Source organism: Candidatus Paceibacterota bacterium (assembly GCA_041666915.1).
Taxonomy (GTDB): domain Bacteria; phylum Patescibacteriota; class Minisyncoccia; order Phycocordibacterales; family PALSA-1337; genus C7867-002.
Genome location: JBAYFZ010000001.1, coordinates 239,020 through 257,162 on the forward strand (window position 1 = coordinate 239,020; position 18,143 = coordinate 257,162).

Below are 18,143 nucleotides of genomic sequence, written 5' to 3' on the forward strand. Positions count from 1 at the left end.
GGAATGACAGCGCAGTTATTCTAATCTGATTGAATCTTTCCCAAAATACTTGACCAAGACTTCTGGAATCTTGATACTACCGTCAGCTTGTTGATAATTTTCTACGAGAGAAACGAGAATACGAGGCGTAGGAATAGCAGTTGAATTTAATGAATGTGCATAACGCATAACACCTTCTGTGTCACGGTACTTTATATTGAGTCTGCGAGTCTGAAAATCGTGGAAATATGAAGCTGAACCAATTTCGCGATACTTTTGTTCTTTTGGAACCCAAAGTTCAACATCGTATTTCTTAACCTGACCTTGACCAAGATCACCACCGCAATTGACTACAGTATGATAAGGAATATTCAAAGATTCAATGAATTCTTCAATATTTCTATTGACCTCTTCATGATGCTTGACTGATGTCTCATGGTTGGCTTCACAGATGATAACTTGTTCAAACTTATAAAATTCCTGAACTCTAATAAGTCCCCGAACATCTTTGCCGTGCGCACCAGCTTCGCGACGATAACAAGGAGAAAATCCCAAATATTTTTTTGGAAGTTCACTTGCAGTAAAAACTTCGTCACTATGAAAACCCATGATAGGAACTTCAGCTGTACCAGCTAGATAGTCACCATCTTGAGTCTTGTAAAGATCTTCTTCGCCTTGTGGCAAATATCCTGAACCGAGAAAATTGAGCTTACGCAAGACAATAGGAGGAATGATCGGATTAAATCCTTTTTTACTAAAAAATTCCAAGGCATAATTCCAAATAGCAAAAGATAATCTTGCACCATCACCCATGAGAAAATATCCACGAAAACCGTGAACTTTTGCTCCCCTATCAAAATCAACCATCTTCAAATTTGTCATAAGGTCAACATGATCCTTTGGTTCAAAAGGAAATTTTGGACATTCACCCCAAGTCTTGATCTCTTTGTTATCAGCATCACTATCTCCTTCTGGTACAGACATATCGGGAATATTTGGAACACGAAGCATAGCAGATTGCCAATCCTTCATAACTTCTTTCAAAGCCTCTTCATCTTTTTCCATAGCAGTCTTTACAATCTTCATCTCATCAATGAGTTTTTGTCTTTCTTCTGGAGATTTTGCACTAGCAATCTTTTCGCTAGCGGAATTTTGCTCGGCACGACGCTTTTCCGTAGAACCCATGAGTAAACGACGTTTGTCATCTAGAGCAATAAGTTCTTCAACTACAAAATTGAGATGCTTCTTTTTTGCAGCTGCAGTTATAAGCTCTTTGTTCTCACGTATAAATTTGATGTCTAACATAATAATTAAGTCTAACATAATGAGGTCAGACCTAACAAATAGCGATATCCAACCTAGCTAAATTTCTTCATTATTTCTTTAACCTTTCTTCATCAGGATTTTAACTCATATGTGTATGCTTATCTGTATTATTTCTAACCACAGGACCAATCGTCATGCAAACTATCCGCATTACAAAAGAACAATTCCCTTATCTCTTGAGACAAATTGAAAAGCCACCCGAATATTTGGATTGCGCTGGAGCTTTACCACCCGGTGAAGAATATCGATACCTTTGTGTTATAGGTTCTAGAGAATTTAGTGAATATGGTGCAGAGGTTTGCAGACATTTAATAAATGGTTTGAAAAATTACCCCATAGTCATAGTCTCTGGTATGGCCATAGGAATAGACTCTATTGCTCACGTATCAGCTCTAGATGCTGGGATGAAAACTATAGCTTTCCCTGGTTCAGGCCTTTCAAAAAATGTTATTTCTCCAAATAGACATATCGCTCTTGCAAATAGGATTATAGAAACTGGTAATACCCTGCTCTCACCTTTCAAAAAAGATCAGACTGGAACAATATGGACTTTTCCTGTCCGTAATCAACTAATGGCGGGATCTTCACATGCCACTCTTATAATAGAAGGGCGTGAAGGCTCTGGAACACTCCTTACCGCTAATTATGCTCTAGAATTCAGCCGTGAAGTCCTCATTGTACCCGGTTCTATATTCTCAGATCTTTCCTATGGTCCACATAAGTTATACAAGGAAGGCGCTATTCCCGTAACTTCGTCAGAAGAAATTTTGGAAGCTTTGAAATTTGAGCTTCCAGAGAAACCGCAAAAGATTGAATTCAACAAAAAAGTAAATACGGGAGTAAATGCTGGAATAATTTTTGACAAAGATACTATTAGTTGCAAGATTCCAGTTGACACTTATTATTCACCAGAAAATGAATATTTTTATCAAACAAAATATGAAGTAGGAAGCGAGGAAAAAGATGCGGAAGAGAATGCGACAGTTTCTAATCCAATCTCCCAACCAAATCTTTCTTCTAAAGCTTTTGAAGGGCTTTTCAAGGAGGAAATGCTTGTGATTAAGATTCTTCAATATGCACCGTGTTCAGGTTCTGATCTTGTCCAAAAGACTTCATTTAATGTGAGCCAGCTAAATATTATTTTATCAGAGCTTGAGTTAAAGGGGTTAATTAAACAAAACGGGGAGTTTTATTCAATAAGGAGATAAAATTTTGCAAAATAATATTATCATGCAATACTTATGACACACATGAAATTACTCATTGTGGAATCCCCTTCAAAATCAAAGACCATCTCCAAATATCTTGGGGACTGTTTTGTTGTCCGTGCTTCAGTAGGACATGTTAGAGATCTACCAAAATCTAGCAAAAAAGCTATAGATATAGAAGGTGGTTTCATTCCTCATTATGAAGTTGTAGCAAAAAAAGAAGATGTCATCGCCGACATCACCATGCAAGCCGAAAAAGCCAATGAGATCATACTCGCAACCGACCCCGACCGTGAAGGAGAAGCTATTGCTTGGCACATAGCTGAAGTCTTGAAAGACCGCCTAGGTGCAAAAATAGCAAAGAAAATGAGTCGTGTCACCTATCATGAAATCACAAAAGAAGCCGTCCTAGAGGCCCTAGAACACCCAAGAGAGATAGATCAGCACCTTCGTGAGGCTCAGGAGGCTCGTCGTGTCCTAGATCGTATTGTAGGTTACGACCTATCTGGTCTCGTCTGGAAAAAAGTTCGCTACGGACTTTCTGCTGGTCGTGTCCAATCCCCAGCTCTACGTATCATAATGGAACGCGAACGTGAGATTCGTGCTTTCAAACCAGAAACATATTGGGCTATAGCCGGACAATGGAAAACTCCTATTGGAGAAAAACTTTCTTTGACTTGCGTAGAAGAACCACGTGACAAAAAACAAGTTGACACCATCCTAGAAACTGCCAAAAAAGAAAAATGGCATATCGTAGATATAGAAGAATCTGAACAAAAGAGATCTCCTCGTGCCCCATTCATCACTTCTACTCTCCAACAAGCCGCCAGTTCACGCCTAGGATTTTCTCCTTCTAGAACTATGGGTATTGCCCAGAAACTTTATGAGTCTGGTTACATTACTTATATGCGTACAGATTCTACAAACCTAGGTAAACAAGCCTTGGAGCAAATAGGTAAAGTTGTAGAAAAACAATACGGTAAAGACTATCTCTCATTCCGTACTTACAATGCAAAGAGTAAGAATGCCCAAGAAGCTCACGAAGCTATCCGTCCTTCTCATTTTGATAAAGAAAATGCTGGCCACAATGACGAGCAAAAGAAACTTTATCGTCTCATCTGGCAAAGAGCCGTCTCCTCACAGATGGCGGATGCTCGCATGGCACGAACAAAAATAATTGCAAATGTAAATGTTGGCACAATACCAAATTTTGAAGCCAATGGTTCAAGAGTTTTGTTTGATGGCTGGCTCAAAGCTGATCCAGAATCAAATGGTGAAGAAACGACCTTACCAAAATGTAGTAAAGATGAAAATCTAGATCTCATCTCTATAGATTCAGAAGAAAAACAGACCCAGCCACCTCCTAGATACACCGAAGCTGGCCTTATCAAAGAATTGGAAAAGCGAGGTATCGGTCGCCCCTCTACTTACGCTTCTATTTGTAAGACCATAGAAGACCGTGGTTATGTTTCCAAAGAAAATAAAGCTTTGAGACCAACCGATACTGGTGATGTTGTCTCATCATTCTTGGAAGAATATTTCCCTTCTTATATTAGCGATTCGTTCACAGCTGAAATGGAAGATCATCTGGATGAGATTGCAAATGGAACCAGAACCTATGAAAAAACTCTTTCTGATTTCTACAAACCATTCCACAAAGAAGTTTTGTCAAAAGAAAAATTAGCAAAAGCAACCAACCTCGGTCTTTCAGATCCAAAATTCAAATGTCCAAAATGTGGTACATCACCTATGGAGATAAAATTAGGTAAGAATGGCAAATTCTTGTCTTGTACACGCTATCCAGATTGCGAGGGTGCTCTCACCTTAGATGGTACCGAATTCAAAAGTGACACACCTATCGGCAATGATCCTACGACCGGTTTACCTATTTACGTATTGAATGGCAGATTTGGTCCTTATGTTCAACTTGGTGCAAGGTTACCTAAAGTTAAGAAAACTAAAAAACCAAGAGTAAAGAAAATCAAAAAAGATAAATCTTCTTCAGAAGCAAAATCACCCGCAAATGATTCGTCTGCAATCTCGACTGAAACTGAAGTAACCAAGACTCCAGCCGAAATAATTAAGCCTACCGAAGAAGCACCTGCACCAGTAGCACCAAAACCAAAGATGGCTTCTATTCCAAAATACATGGATCCTTCCAAGGTCACGGTTGCTGACGCTCTTAAATTTTTGAGTCTACCTAGAACTCTCGGCATAGATCCAAAAACAGGCAAAGATGTTGTAGCTTCGGCTGGACGTTTTGGTCCTTATATAGTTTCTGATGGCAATTACAGAACAATCAAAACTCCTGATATTGTTTACGATATTACCTTGGAGAGAGCATTGGAGATGCTTGCGGTACCAAAGATGGTGAGAGGAAAAAGGAAAATTACTAATTAAATTACTGTTGTCATTCCCACGCCTCCTGTGTCATTCCCGCGAAGGCGGGAATCCATGTTTACCACAAACGGTCTCGTATTATCTTCAAATACTAAAAACATTATCTCGTAATAATCCTGGATTCCCGCCTTCGCGGGAATGACACAGCGATTAAACCGAGAAATTTTTCAGTGAGTAAAGTTCTTCATTATCCTCTTTCTCAATCTCTTTTGCTGACCTATCATCCATAGGAATAACTGAATCCGTTGTTTCTGTCTTCGCAAGTTGACTAAATTTACCTGATTCTGATTTTATAAGTTTCTCCAATAGTCCACGTAGATCATCTGGACTAAAGAAATCAATCGTAACAGTACCACCAGCCTTATTATTCTTTTCAATACGCACACGTGTACCCAAAGACTCGGTAAAATTCTTCTCCATTTCAATAATCTGTGGATCCAAATATTTTTCTTTGTTGCGAATCTTGTCTGTAGCAACTCTTCTAGACATAGATTCAGCTTCACGGACCGTGAGCTTATTTGCCATTATTTCTTTGAACAAAACTAGCTGTTCTTCTGGCCTATCAGCAAGCATGAGCAATGGACGAGTGTGACCTTCAGAAATCCTACCTTCTTCAAGAGCGGTGATCATCTCATCTGGCAATAACAAAATACGCATTGAGTTGGAAACATATTCACGGCTCTTGCCCACTTTGTCTGCAATCTGAGCTTGCTTGAGTTTGAATTCTTTTGCCAAACGTTCAAAAGATCTAGCGCGGTCTACAGGATTAAGGTCTTCCCTTTGGAGATTTTCAATGATAGCCATCTCCAATTTTAGCTGAGGGTCTTCTTCACCACTTCGGATAAGTACTGGCACCGAAGCCAATCCTGCCAACTTGGAGGCTCTCAAACGACGTTCCCCTGAAATAAGTTCATATTCTACGGTCATTCCGCCAGTTTCGTGGAAAACTTCCTTTCTGGTGACAACCAATGGTTGCAAAACACCGTACATGCGGATAGATTCTGATAAAGCTTTAAGAGCGACTTCGTCGAATTCGCGTCTTGGTTGATAAGGATTGGGACTGATCTTCTCTACTTCAACCCAGAAGATCGCATCGCTAACATAAGGTGTTGCCATGTATGACATTGTAACACCTTTGATTTATTTCTAAAATACTATAAACTGGTTCATGGTGGTATTTATATGCCGGAGTGGCGAAATTGGTCTACGCGCACGACTCAAAATCGTGTGGAGAAATCCATGTGGGTTCGAGTCCCACCTCCGGCACCGTAATTATGCAGTATATCCATATCAAAAAATGGGTGCCTGATTTGGCATACGTTGTCGGTCTTTTGGTAACTGATGGTTGCCTTTCTTCTGATGGACGTCATGTAATCTTCACTTCAAAAGATATTGAGGCTGTAAACAATGTCCTCAAAATTCTTGGTGCCACAAATTCAGTTGGTAAGACGATAAACGAGAGATCTGAAGCGTATCGTATTCAAATTGGAAGCATTGAACTTTATCGCTGGTTAGAAAGTATAGGATTAACACCTCACAAATCTCTAACTATAGAATCAATCAAAGTACCAGATGAATACTTCATAGATTTTCTAAGAGGACACCTAGATGGAGATGGTTCAATCACAACTTACTTGGATAAATATAATACAAAGAAAAATAAAAAATATGTATATCAAAGACTTTGGGTACGATTTATTTCAGGAAGTCAAAAACATATAATATGGTTACGTAAACAAATTACAAAGATTATTGGTGTCAAAGATCGTATACATATAACAAAACCTAATAATATTGGTAACTCAATTTATGTGATAAAGTTTGGAAAGAAAGAATCAATAAAATTACTTAGTAAGATATACTATTCCAATACATTACCCTGTCTGACAAGAAAACGAACAATTTACAAGAAATTTAAAAATTCATGAAAACCAAACTGATTGTAATCCTAGGTCCTACAGCATCCGGCAAAAGTAACCTTGCTGTACAAATAGCCAAAAAAATTGGTGGCGAAGTTATTTCTGCTGATTCTAGACAAGTTTATAAAGGTTTAAATATTGGAACAGGTAAAATTACTAGTGTTGAAATGCAAGGAATTCCTCATCACCTTTTGGACGTTGCCGACCCAAAAGAAACTTTTACTGTAGCTGATTACGTAAAATTGGCAGAAAAAGCCATCGCAGATATTACAAAGAGAAACAAAATTCCAATAATTTGTGGTGGAACTGGTTTTTATATTCAAGCTCTAGTTGATGGCTTATCTATACCCGAAGTACCTCCAAATGAAGAATTAAGAAAGGGACTTTCAACAAAAACTATCTCTGAATTAAATAAAATCTTAGAGAGACTTGACCCTGCAAGATTTGAAACTATTGATAAAGATAATCCTCGTAGACTTATCCGAGCTATAGAGATAGCTACAGCACTAGGTAGTGTTCCTCTTCTAGAAAAAACATATAAATATGATACCAGATTCATAGGGATTGATATGCCGATGGATATATTGAAAGAAAGAATTCACAAAAGGTTACTTAGTCGTATCAAAAATGGAATGATAGAAGAGATTCGCAATCTTCATGACAACGGGCTTTCGTGGGAAAGAATGGAGGATCTTGGTTTGGAATACAGATATGTTTCAAGACATCTCCAAGGAATGATTACAGAAAAAGAAATGCTGGAACAACTGGAAATGGAAATTTGCCATTATGCCAAAAGACAAATGACGTGGTTTAAGAGAGATAAGAAGATTGAGTGGTACAAGAGTGGTGAAGAGGCGCTATTGGCTTTCAAGTAAACAAAAAAGAGGAGCCGAAACTCCTCTTGTGATTCAAACGATCTAATAATTTTCAACCTTCTTCTGGTGTCTTTTTTGGGTCTTCTGTGTTTAGACAATAGATTACCCAGAATATCATACCCACCACCATAGCAATCATGTAGACGATAAACAATATTGGTATGTATGCAGTACCAAGAAACAATGCTGTGAAGACGCTCATTGTCAGATCTAGGACAATCACTGTTCCTAATGGTCCAATATTATTTGTAGACCATCCAGAATCTTCTTTTTCGGCAAAGTAATAACTGGTCCCAATAAAACCAAGAGTAAAAAACCAACCGGGAATAAGAAATATATCCCACAGACGACTCACGGCAAAAGGTAATTCAATATCCCACCAAATCAATTCCAAAATTGAAACTGATGGGGCACTGCCATTGATTTGAACGTACAAAACCCACCCCAAAGCGTAAACAAAAGCGAAGAAGATGATCAGGCAAGTCCTAAGACAAATCATATCGCCATAGTCATCTTTACATAACCATCGCACAATCTTCACCAATCTACCCTTAATCGACTGCCATTTTCTTTTCAATTTTTCTCTCATAAGACTCTCCTCGTATTTTATTTGTTTTTCTTGAAAGTACGAATGCACTTTCTCTGCAGTCATATAACACCTAAAAGAGGGTTTGGTCAAGACCATCAGATTCTATTGGTCAAAATCCATTTGCTCCTTTGGAATACCTTTTAATATTCCATAATCTACCACCTCCTTTATTTTATCTTTTTCGTTTCGCTTAAATTGAAAAACCTTTCCATATTCTCCATCATCAGCACCAAAAGCTACTATAAGCTCATTCTTATCATCTTCTTTATACCCATCCATATACCAAGGAATATTTGAGTCGTCATAATGTTTAACCATTAACTTTTGCATCTCTCCAACTTGCTCTAATGTGACTGAGACTTCATCAATACTTATCCAAACATCTCTTTCTAAATTTTCTATAATTTTAGCTCCGAGCTTGTCCAAAACACTTTGGTCAACAAAAGCTCCCCTGACTACTCTCATTTTGTATTTAGTTTCTAATTTCATATCCCCAAAATTACATTGATAAATTCAATCTTTTATACAAGTCCTAATATCTCTAACTCTATCTAAAAGTAATCCCATACAGATCAACAAAATTTGGCGGGCCCACCAGGACTCGAACCTGGAACCTCGCTTTTGGAGAGCGATGCTTTACCATTAAACTATAGGCCCCAACACCTTAAATATAGAGCCTTATAAACTTTTTTGCAAACGCCAAAATCACTCGAGCTAAATGTGAATCAAAATATGTTACTCTGACACAACCTTTATACCCTTTCTTAGAAAACAGATGATTACTTTTCTTCATATACGGATTGGTAAATTGCACCAATGATATACCAAGAGTGTCAGACCAAAACGAAAGTATCTCTTTTCTGTTGTGATAATCATGTAAATGTACACAAATTCTTAATTTATCTCTATTAATGTCAAAGATATTGCCAAGCATTTTTATAAAAGCACGAACCAATTCTGGATCTGAGTTAGTAAAAGATATACCTCTGCCATCTTTTGTCCCTTCGCACCAATACATCATAGAAAGAGCGACCATTGAAGTAATTTTATCTTTTTGAACATTCTCAAATAATTTATCCGCGATAATATCAGCTTTAATTAGACGCTCTAATTTTTTCTCATGAAGTTTAGCATGTCCTTTAGCCATGTTTATTTTGGTATTTAACTTTACACGAGCATCTCCTACAGAACTCAAAATAACATCTTTCGTCCATAAAGATGCCGTACTTTTTGAGATACCAAAACGTTTAGAAATCTCACTCAAAGAATAACCTTGGTTGCGTAAAGTTCGTGCATCATTTTTATGAATCGTCTTCATTCGACGATTATATCAGATATAACAAAAACGATTCTCACTCATGTAGAATCGTTTAAATTATAAAATAAAATACTATTTCTTGGCTTCCTTGAAAACGACGTGCTTTCTCAATTTGGCACTGTATTTCTTGAGTTCTATCTTCTTTTCAACAGTCTTCCTGTTCTTGCGAGACCAATAAACCTCGCCAGTTAACTTGTTTTTGAGCTGTATAAGTTTGTCTTGTGACATGATTGTATTACTATTTAGAACCCATAATATATCCTATAAACGAAAAACCCGCAAGCTGCTTATGCAACTTGCGGGGTGAAACGTATCAATCAGAAGCTTTAATTCTTGCCGTTAACAATAGCGACTGTAGTCGCATTATTGTTAATATTTGTTAATGGGTAGATATAAGTCGTACCGACCCACTCAACAATCTTGAGGTATCCACTATTGGAATATTCACCCTCAAAATAAAACTTCTCATTGATACGGTAAAAATTGCGAACTTCGTTCGTCTGCTGACCATTTTTATTGGTCTTATTGACAAGGACGTTCATCTCTCTTATGTCATACGGTTCCACTTTGATTGGTTTCGTAAGATACAAGAAGTTGGTATACCCGATGGCGGTTGGATTGTATCCACCTTTGGGTATAACTGGCTTAGCCAAGTTTTCTTCATTGATCTGTTCATTGGTTTGCGCACCGACGTTGGTCGTAAACAATATGACAATAATCATTAGAATCTTCGCGATTGTTTTCATTTGTTTCCTTTCTAACAATACCCTATCACACATATATCACATTTGTCAAACAGCAATGCCGTAGATTCAACTTTTTCTTTCTCAATCTTATAAAAACAAACCCCGTAAACTGCTTTCGCAATTTACGGGGGTGAAATCAAATTAGGGTTGATTAGCCCTTGCCACCACTCTCATTGTTATTTAACGGTTGCATATTCTTTTCGTGGTCAAAACGAATAAGAATTGTCCCTTGTGGCTTGACTGAAAATTTAACGGGTTCAATGTATGGATTAAACTCCTTCCAATCGGCATTTGGATTTTCTGCCAAAGCTTCTGAGGATATAACCGACACTTTAACCGGATAACGTTTGAGACCAGCCCGAAACGTCACCTGTACTATAATTTCTTTTAAGAACGAGTACGACGCACGGATAATCTGATCCGTATCTTCGTAATCAATACTAAACGTATCGGCAGGAACCGATCGAATACCTTTAATCGTTGGGTTAAACCCACCAGCCGAGACATTTTCCGTCGACTTACGATTTCCAGTACCGAGGTCATAGATAATTCGTGAACCATTATTCATAACCAGATTGAATTCCCCATTTCTGGAGACCAATTCTTTTGTAAGAAAAATGATTCCGCGATCCATCCAATAACCATCACCTTGTCTGAAACTATAGAACCCGTTTTGATTACCATTTTCATCCTTAGTAACGATGTAAGCATCTGTCATACCAGGAATGACGAACGGGATTCCATAATAATCCAGTTCAACCTTGCAGGCGTCCGAAGGAACTCCCCATCCACCTTTTTGAGGCTCTAACATAAACTCCTTCTGTCCTGAAAATAAGGCAAAAGAAGTAGAATAACCATCCGACAATGCAATCTCGCGACTATTGTACGAGATGTACGATGTCAACTTATCGTCAGTAGTTGCATCAAACCGCAAGACCTGAGATCTGGCGACATAGGCCATACGATCAGGGTCCGCATCCTTATAAGGGTAGTCCACGGATTGATAACTGTTTCCCTGTACCGACGATCCGTAAACCTGAACGTTAATTCTCCCCACCATTGTCAAGGCGTAAGCCTTGAGAACTTCCTCTGAAGCTAGTGGGATCTTTTCAGGGATCGCAGTTACAGCCTGTTGGGTTGGGGTTTGAGCAGAGATGCTTAACACGAAAGTTAGCATCATTATTATTGATGACACGATCTTCATACTTTTTCCTTTTTTTGGTTTTTTGTTTGGTTTTTACAACATCATTTAATGACTGGCTGAGCACGATACTCAACCGTCACCCTATTAGTCAGACTGGACTTAGACTCCAACACGACAGGTGTTTGAGTCTTAACAACTGCAGGACTAATCTGCAAAGTCGCTGGTACTATAGGGGCATCCTTCATCTTACAATTAGAGGTAGCGATCCCGAGGACCGATGCCATAATTATCAAACTAAAGATACAAATCCAAATATTTGAATCTTTGGATTTTTCCGTACTTTCAATATTTTTTCGCATAACTTTGTTTCCAAGTTTTTTCATCCAACAAAAACCATATCTTCTCGCACACACGAAAAGATAAAACTACGGCTTATCTTAGCCGTAATTCACAATATGTGGTTTTCAAGGAATGAAAATAGGCTTTTGAGCCTTTGTTTAATCTCCTAGTAGACTAGCATACATAAGCCCTATATGTCAAGTAGTATGAAAAAGCTACTCGGCGTACAATAAACCGATGAAAAACCCTTTAACTTGGCTGTCCCGTCGTCGTTTTCCATACGAACCCCTCATCAAGGTTGAGATATCAAAAAGTAGACTTACTCACAATTTGAACGAGTTCAAAAAACTAGCTCCAGAAAATAAAATCGCTCCTGTTTTGAAAAGTAACGCCTATGGACATGGATTGTTGGAAATCGCTAACCTTCTAGAATCAGAAATAAAAAAGAGTGGGATAATGAAAAAACACCTCCCCTTCTTCGTTGTTGATTCATATTTTGAAGCAGTAGCATTACGAGCAAAAGGGATCAAAACTCCTCTGTTGATTATCGGATACACCCGACCAGAAACTATATTAACTTCACATCTTTCCCATATCAGTTACACCATCTCAAATCTGGAATCATTACAAGCTATAAAAAATTGCAAGCACACAATTTCCATTCATTTGAAAATAGATACCGGAATGCATCGTCAAGGGATACTACCAAGTGAAATAGATCAGACTATTCAATATCTCAAAAATAGTCCTAGGGTATCACTAGATGGTATCTGTTCTCATCTATGCGATGCTGATAATCAAGATTCAAAATTTACAAAAAATCAAATTTCTATATGGAATAATGCTGTCAAAAAAATAAAAAATGAATTCCCTAACATTAAATACATTCATCTAAGTGCTACCGATGGACACAAATATTCTCCTATTATAGAAGCTAACGTTTCCAGACTTGGTTTGGGTCTTTATGGTATTACAGAAAAATTTAACGCTGAACTAGACCTTCAACCTGTCTTAGAGATGAAGACTATCATTACAGGGATAAAAAAACTAAGACAGGGAGAAACTATAGGCTACAACAATACTTTCAAGGCAGAACGAGATATGACCGTAGCCACGATACCCGTCGGATATTTTGAAGGTGTAGATCGTAAATTATCTAATATTGGCGCTATTGAAGTTGTCCACGGATCAACAAATCAGAAAACAATCTGCCCCATCATAGGCAGAGTCAGTATGAATATTACGAGTATAGATATTTCTGGTATAAGTGATGTCTCTATTGGTACTGAGGTTATAGTGATCAGTAACAATCCTTCAAATAAAAATTCTATTCAATCTATCTCCAAACTCTGTGGAACTATTGAGTACGAAAGAGCTGTTCATATTCCTGAACATTTAAAAAGGGTCATAAGTTGCTAAACAAGCCAAATAATATTAGAATCATTGGGTTCGCCAAAAGCGCAGGTGGCAGAGCGGTCAATTGCAATGGACTGTAAATCCATCGCCCTATGGGCTACGAAGGTTCAAATCCTTCCCTGCGCACTACGAAAAAACCGAGTTTTACTCGGTTTTTGAGTGGGCGCAGAGCGACGTGCCTGAGTACGTCGCAGTAAAAAAATCCTTCCCTCAAAATTTTCTTTTGCTTCTTTTTGAAGTTGGTGTATCATTCCTAAATGGAAATAATTTATTGGAATGAAAAAGTACAAGAATTTATAGACGGTCTCGATAAGATCACATCCTCCCGCGTAAAAAAGACGATAAATTCTCTGGAAAAATTCGGACATTTATTAGGAATGCCTGATTCTAAAAGCTTAGGTAAGGGATTATTTGAACTTAGAACTCTCGGTAAAAATCAAATAAGAATTTTGTATATATTCCATGACAATAAGGTTTATATTATTCACGGTTTTATCAAAAAAGCTTGGAAAATAAGTATAAAAGACATTAGTTATGCTAGGAGAATTCAGAATGAGGTCGTTGGATTTGCATAATATACCGTATATGCTATATTAGTACCATGATGAAAACGCACAAACAAGTCATGGAAGAATTTCTTAGGGATCCAGAAAATAAGAAAGCTTATGATAGTCTTGAAGTTGAATTCAAAATTCACGATGCACTTATAGAAGCCCGAATCCAAAAGAAACTCACTCAAAAACAGTTAGCTTCAAAACTGGGGATTACCCAATCAGCTCTTGCACGTTTTGAATCTGGCAGAACAAATCCCACTCTTTCTTTTCTCCAAAAAATTACTTCTGGATTGGGTTTGAAACTTACCATAATTTAGATTATTATAGTCAATAGTAGTTACCACAAAAAAACCGAGACATCCTCGGCTTTTTGTTTCTATTTTCTTTATTATTATATTATTTCTGTGCCAATGAATGTGTTGGTAGACCTTCGGCGTAAATACGCTGAACTTCTGAAGCAGTAAGACTCTTGCCTGCGAACATGACTTCATCGTAATAACCACCGGCTACCCAGTCATTGTTATAGGAAAGCAAAATATATTTAACATTAGTCATATTACCCGTCGCAAAGACATCAGAAGCCGTTACCTGTTTTCCATTTATATACAAAGAATAACTAGAAGTCGTAGTATCAATTTTCTTTACTGATACAGCAAGATGAGCCCACTGATTTGATTTGATACTAAAAGCAACATCCCCTAGATAAGCAGAAACAAATGGCCTAATCGTATTGACACTTGAAACTGAATCATATTGTGCATATAAAGCAAAAGTCGAAGCGTTATCAGCATTACCAACACCAAACATCATACCCGTAAAACTTGTTCTATGACTTGTTGGTTTAAACCAAAAACTAAAAGAATAATCTCCGTTACTAAAATTAATTAAATCGGAAGTTGAGACAAACTTAAGTCCATCAACAAAAGGAGATGCTGCTATATTACCGAAATTATTACCCCTTTTATACAAATCTGTATCTCCTGTAAAAGGAGATCCACCAAAAGACGAACTCAAATACACACCATTGATACACGTAAATGCAACTGAAGGACAAGGACCATTTACACCAACACTCTTTCCCAAATTAGGTACAGAATATAAACCAGCAGAGGTCCAACTTGCATTATCAAAATCAAAGTAAACCAAAGCATCATCATACAGAGCCGACTTTGTGTTGTTGGCAAAAGTTTTGCCAGCTGCAACATATGCAGTGGCTCGAACATTACCCAGAGTAACCAACGTTATTGATGCCAACGTTCCAATAATAGAAATAACCACCAAAAGTTCAATAAGAGTAAAACCTGAACTTCTGTGTTTGCTTGTAAAGTTAATGATTTTCATATGCTGTTGATTATACAATAATACTTAATTAAATAATAATCTATAGTTATCCACTACTTACATAAACTCTTGATTTCAACCACAATCTGATCCAATGACGTAGAAGCCTTCACCAGAAACTTATTGGCACCCAAATCCTTTGCTTTTTCAATATCAGAAGACTTGCTTAGATTGGATAATACCATTCTTGGCACTTTTTGTAGAGCAGAATTATCTTTGATTTTCTGTAAAATATCAAAACCGCCCATACCAGGCAAAAGAAGGTCAATAACTATCACATCTGGTACTCTGGATTCTAAAGATTTGATAGCTTCTTCGCCACTCATAGCATGAACCAGATCAAAACCAGAAGAAACCAATTTTTTTGACAAAATCGTACCTATCAACTTGTCATCTTCTATCCACAAAATCTTCTTCTTTGTTATTGGAGAAAGTTCTGATTCATCAACAGTAGCTTGTGGATAATCAAAAAATTCATTTATATTTTTCAAAATTTCTACAGGTTTAGTGGGTGGTGAAATGATGATCTGAGCATTACTATCTCTAGGAATACTATTCATATTTATAACCGCTCCAGATGTAGAAAGTAAAATAACAGGAATTTTTGACAGTAACGGCTCTGCTTGTTTCCTTTTCAAAATTTGATATCCATCAGTATCCGGCAGAGTAACATCCAATATAATGAGGTGCGGTAATATATCATACACATTCTTCAAACCTTCTTCGCCATTTTTGATAAGGAAAACACTTTCATAACCATCTGCTTTTAGAGTATCAAGCAATTGTTTTCCAAAAGATTCGGAACTTTCTATAATGACGATTTTTTCCTTCTTAAAAGAAAGAGTGTTCGTAGCCATACCACTATTTTAGCATATAACAAAAATAAAGGTTTACTTCTTTTTCTTGATTATTGCAATACCAAATTTCTCCTCCAAAACGAACAATTCATCTCGTATTAGAGCCGCGGTTTCAAAATCAAGATTTTTGACTGCTTCAGCCATTTGCTCCTCCTTTTGCTTAAAAAGTAACTTCGGATTGGTCTTACCCAATTCTTCATCTATAAGGATCAACTCATGTACAGCTTTTTCATGTTCAGTCCTCAAATGATCCGTAATATCATGAATATTTTTTATAATAGTCTTAGGAGTGATGTTATGTTTGGTATTATAAGCAACCTGAATAGCGCGTCTACGATCGGTCTCTTTGATTGCCCTATCTATTGAACCAGTGACATTGTCTGCATAGAGAATAACTTTACCAGCAGAATTACGAGCTGCTCTACCGATAGTTTGAATAAGAGAAGTCTCTGAACGCAAAAAACCTTCTTTATCTGCGTCAAGAATACCTATAAGAGAAACTTCTGGCAGATCCAATCCTTCACGAAGCAAGTTAACCCCAACCAAACATTCATATTTTCCCCTTCTAAATTCTGTAAGAATAGTAATTCTTTCCATAGTTTTTATATCACTATGTAAATAAGTAGTTTTTATACCCTTCTCTTTCAAAAATTCAGAAAGATCCTCTGCCATTTTCTTTGTAAGCGTAGTAGCAAGGACACGATCACCTTTTTTTATTGTCTTTTCCGTTTCATTTATAAAATCAAAAATCTGACCTTTATATTTTCCGCTTTCGCGAATAGGTCTGATTTCAACTTCTGGGTCTATAAGTCCAGTTGGTCTGATAACTTGTTCTACTATTTGCTTACTAGTCTCATGCTCATAATCAGAAGGTGTAGCAGAAGTGTAGATCATCGGACCAACCCTTTCCAAAAATTCTGCAAAATTAAGCGGGCGATTGTCTTTGGCAGAAGGTAGACGAAAACCGTGTTCAACAAGGGTTTCCTTACGAGAAGCATCACCAGCGAACATGCCTCGGATTTGTGGTATAGCCACATGTGACTCATCAATAATAGTCAAAAAATCTGGTACTTTTTTAGCATTTGGACCAGCCCCGAGCGTAATTGATGGAAAATATGAGAGTAAAGTATCTGGCGGTTCGCCTGGCATTTTGCCAGAAAAATGACGAGAATAATTTTCAATACCATTCGTATATCCAACTTCACGAATCATAGAAAGATCGTATTTGACTCTGCGCTTCAATCTTTCTACTTCCAAAGTCTTACCTTCCTTCTCCATAACTTTCAATCTATCAGCCAATTCGGCCTGAATAGTTTTGACGGCTTTTTCACTCTGTTCAGGACTACTGATAAAATGTTTGGCTGGAAAAATGAAGATGGTGCGACCCTCGTCCCGATGTTCAACATCAGAATCACGAACAGCTCTAGAAACAGGGTCCAATTCTACAATATGACTGATAACGCCACCATCAAATTCTATTCTGAAAATAGTCTTTTCATTGACCGGCATAATTTCTAAAGTATTTCCAAGTGCACGAAATTGACCAGAATTGATATCTGCGTTTGTACGAACAAAATGAATATCTATAAGTTTACGGATAAGTTCTGAACGAGACAATTCCATACCTACTTTTATCTTCAAATTTACTTTTTCATATTCTTCTGGACTTCCCAGACCGTAAATACAAGAAACCGATGCAACTATGATCACATCTTTTCTTGTAAGCAAAGCTTGTGTGGAGGCGTGGCGAAGTCTCTCAATCTCTTCGTTGATCATCGCTTCTTTTTCTATATAAGTATCAGTTGCTGGCATATACGCCTCTGGCTGATAGTAGTCATAATAAGAGACGAAATAATGAACAGCGTTATTTGGAAAAAATTCTTTGTATTCTTGAGCGAGTTGAGCAGCCAAAGTCTTGTTATGAGCAATAACTAGAGTAGGTTTACCATAAGAAGCAATAACATTGGCCATGGTAAAAGTCTTACCTGAACCGGTAACACCGAGCAGGGTTTGCCTATCAAAAGACTTCTCCAAGCCCTCTATAAGGCCTTTTATAGCCTTTGGCTGGTCTCCAGCGGGTTTGAATGGAGTAGCTAGCTTGAATGGTGATTTACCTGACATATTCTCACAAT

At 37.5% G+C, this 18,143-nt stretch carries 19 protein-coding genes and 3 tRNA genes; 9 read left to right on the forward strand and 13 right to left on the reverse strand.

The features are described from left to right. Positions 1–15: 15 nt before the first annotated feature. The gene (gene serS / locus WCS89_01340; GenBank protein ID MFA6554131.1) at positions 16–1,284 is read right to left on the reverse strand and encodes a serine--tRNA ligase; all 1,269 of its coding nucleotides are present in this window, start codon (positions 1,282–1,284) and stop codon (positions 16–18) included. 155 nt (positions 1,285–1,439) lie between these two features. Here serS and WCS89_01345 point away from each other — a divergent pair, with 155 nt between their 5' ends. Next, on the forward strand, positions 1,440–2,513 hold the full coding sequence (locus tag WCS89_01345) for a DNA-protecting protein DprA (protein MFA6554132.1): 1,074 nt from the start codon (positions 1,440–1,442) through the stop codon (positions 2,511–2,513). A 42-nt stretch (positions 2,514–2,555) separates the two neighbouring features. Continuing rightward, positions 2,556–4,913 (forward strand): type I DNA topoisomerase, encoded by a 2,358-nt coding sequence (gene topA / locus WCS89_01350; GenBank protein MFA6554133.1) that lies wholly within the window; start codon positions 2,556–2,558, stop codon positions 4,911–4,913. A gap of 150 nt (positions 4,914–5,063) precedes the next feature. On the opposite strand, the gene WCS89_01355 is transcribed toward topA, so the two are convergent. After that, the gene (locus WCS89_01355; GenBank protein ID MFA6554134.1) at positions 5,064–6,029 is read right to left on the reverse strand and encodes a ParB/RepB/Spo0J family partition protein; all 966 of its coding nucleotides are present in this window, start codon (positions 6,027–6,029) and stop codon (positions 5,064–5,066) included. A 68-nt stretch (positions 6,030–6,097) separates the two neighbouring features. Between WCS89_01355 and WCS89_01360 the strand changes: the two genes are divergently transcribed. The 3 genes from WCS89_01360 to miaA all read left to right on the forward strand — a co-directional run bounded on the left by WCS89_01360 (position 6,098) and on the right by miaA (position 7,707). After that, positions 6,098–6,179 (forward strand) — tRNA-Leu (locus tag WCS89_01360). Between the two features lie 8 nt (positions 6,180–6,187). Continuing rightward, positions 6,188–6,841: a hypothetical protein gene (locus tag WCS89_01365; GenBank protein ID MFA6554135.1), complete on the forward strand. Its 654-nt coding sequence runs from the start codon at positions 6,188–6,190 to the stop codon at positions 6,839–6,841. Next, positions 6,838–7,707 (forward strand): tRNA (adenosine(37)-N6)-dimethylallyltransferase MiaA, encoded by an 870-nt coding sequence (gene miaA / locus WCS89_01370; GenBank protein ID MFA6554136.1) that lies wholly within the window; start codon positions 6,838–6,840, stop codon positions 7,705–7,707. The genes WCS89_01365 and miaA overlap by 4 nt, the downstream gene beginning before the upstream one ends. 52 nt (positions 7,708–7,759) lie before the next feature. Here the strand turns inward: miaA and WCS89_01375 are convergent, their stop codons facing one another. The 8 genes from WCS89_01375 to WCS89_01410 form a co-directional block, all read right to left on the reverse strand. Beyond that, the gene (locus WCS89_01375; GenBank protein MFA6554137.1) at positions 7,760–8,359 is read right to left on the reverse strand and encodes a hypothetical protein; all 600 of its coding nucleotides are present in this window, start codon (positions 8,357–8,359) and stop codon (positions 7,760–7,762) included. A 39-nt stretch (positions 8,360–8,398) separates the two neighbouring features. Continuing rightward, positions 8,399–8,785, reverse strand: a complete 387-nt coding sequence (locus WCS89_01380) for a hypothetical protein (GenBank protein MFA6554138.1) — start codon at positions 8,783–8,785, stop codon at positions 8,399–8,401. A 94-nt stretch (positions 8,786–8,879) separates the two neighbouring features. Further along, positions 8,880–8,953 (reverse strand) — tRNA-Trp (locus tag WCS89_01385). A 7-nt stretch (positions 8,954–8,960) separates the two neighbouring features. After that, the gene (locus tag WCS89_01390) at positions 8,961–9,614 is read right to left on the reverse strand and encodes a hypothetical protein (GenBank protein ID MFA6554139.1); all 654 of its coding nucleotides are present in this window, start codon (positions 9,612–9,614) and stop codon (positions 8,961–8,963) included. Positions 9,615–9,686: 72 nt separating this feature from the next. After that, positions 9,687–9,845, reverse strand: a complete 159-nt coding sequence (gene rpmG, locus WCS89_01395; GenBank protein MFA6554140.1) for a 50S ribosomal protein L33 — start codon at positions 9,843–9,845, stop codon at positions 9,687–9,689. Between the two features lie 95 nt (positions 9,846–9,940). After that, entirely contained in the window at positions 9,941–10,360 is a 420-nt protein-coding gene (locus WCS89_01400; GenBank protein MFA6554141.1) for a hypothetical protein, read from the reverse strand. 151 nt (positions 10,361–10,511) lie between these two features. Next, positions 10,512–11,564: a hypothetical protein gene (locus WCS89_01405; GenBank protein ID MFA6554142.1), complete on the reverse strand. Its 1,053-nt coding sequence runs from the start codon at positions 11,562–11,564 to the stop codon at positions 10,512–10,514. Between the two features lie 41 nt (positions 11,565–11,605). Further along, complete coding sequence (locus WCS89_01410) at positions 11,606–11,887, reverse strand: hypothetical protein (protein MFA6554143.1); 282 nt, start codon at positions 11,885–11,887, stop codon at positions 11,606–11,608. 193 nt (positions 11,888–12,080) lie between these two features. Between WCS89_01410 and alr the strand changes: the two genes are divergently transcribed. The 4 genes from alr (at position 12,081) to WCS89_01430 (ending at position 14,130) form a co-directional block, all read left to right on the forward strand. Then, positions 12,081–13,262, forward strand: coding sequence for an alanine racemase (gene alr, locus WCS89_01415; protein MFA6554144.1), 1,182 nt, complete (start codon positions 12,081–12,083; stop codon positions 13,260–13,262). A 39-nt stretch (positions 13,263–13,301) separates the two neighbouring features. Further along, a tRNA-Tyr gene (locus WCS89_01420) sits at positions 13,302–13,385 on the forward strand. A gap of 131 nt (positions 13,386–13,516) precedes the next feature. Further along, positions 13,517–13,834, forward strand: coding sequence for a type II toxin-antitoxin system RelE/ParE family toxin (locus tag WCS89_01425; GenBank protein ID MFA6554145.1), 318 nt, complete (start codon positions 13,517–13,519; stop codon positions 13,832–13,834). Between the two features lie 26 nt (positions 13,835–13,860). Further along, on the forward strand, positions 13,861–14,130 hold the full coding sequence (locus WCS89_01430; protein MFA6554146.1) for a helix-turn-helix transcriptional regulator: 270 nt from the start codon (positions 13,861–13,863) through the stop codon (positions 14,128–14,130). Between the two features lie 79 nt (positions 14,131–14,209). On the opposite strand, the gene WCS89_01435 is transcribed toward WCS89_01430, so the two are convergent. From WCS89_01435 to uvrB, 3 genes are read right to left on the reverse strand one after another with little or no spacing between them, the layout of a single operon-like run. Further along, positions 14,210–15,154, reverse strand: a complete 945-nt coding sequence (locus tag WCS89_01435) for a LamG-like jellyroll fold domain-containing protein (protein ID MFA6554147.1) — start codon at positions 15,152–15,154, stop codon at positions 14,210–14,212. Between the two features lie 53 nt (positions 15,155–15,207). After that, positions 15,208–16,011 carry a response regulator gene (locus WCS89_01440; GenBank protein MFA6554148.1) on the reverse strand — a complete coding sequence of 268 codons (804 nt, stop codon included), beginning with the start codon at positions 16,009–16,011 and terminating at the stop codon, positions 15,208–15,210. Between the two features lie 33 nt (positions 16,012–16,044). After that, positions 16,045–18,132, reverse strand: coding sequence for an excinuclease ABC subunit UvrB (gene uvrB, locus WCS89_01445; GenBank protein ID MFA6554149.1), 2,088 nt, complete (start codon positions 18,130–18,132; stop codon positions 16,045–16,047). Between the last annotated feature and the right edge of the window lie 11 nt (positions 18,133–18,143).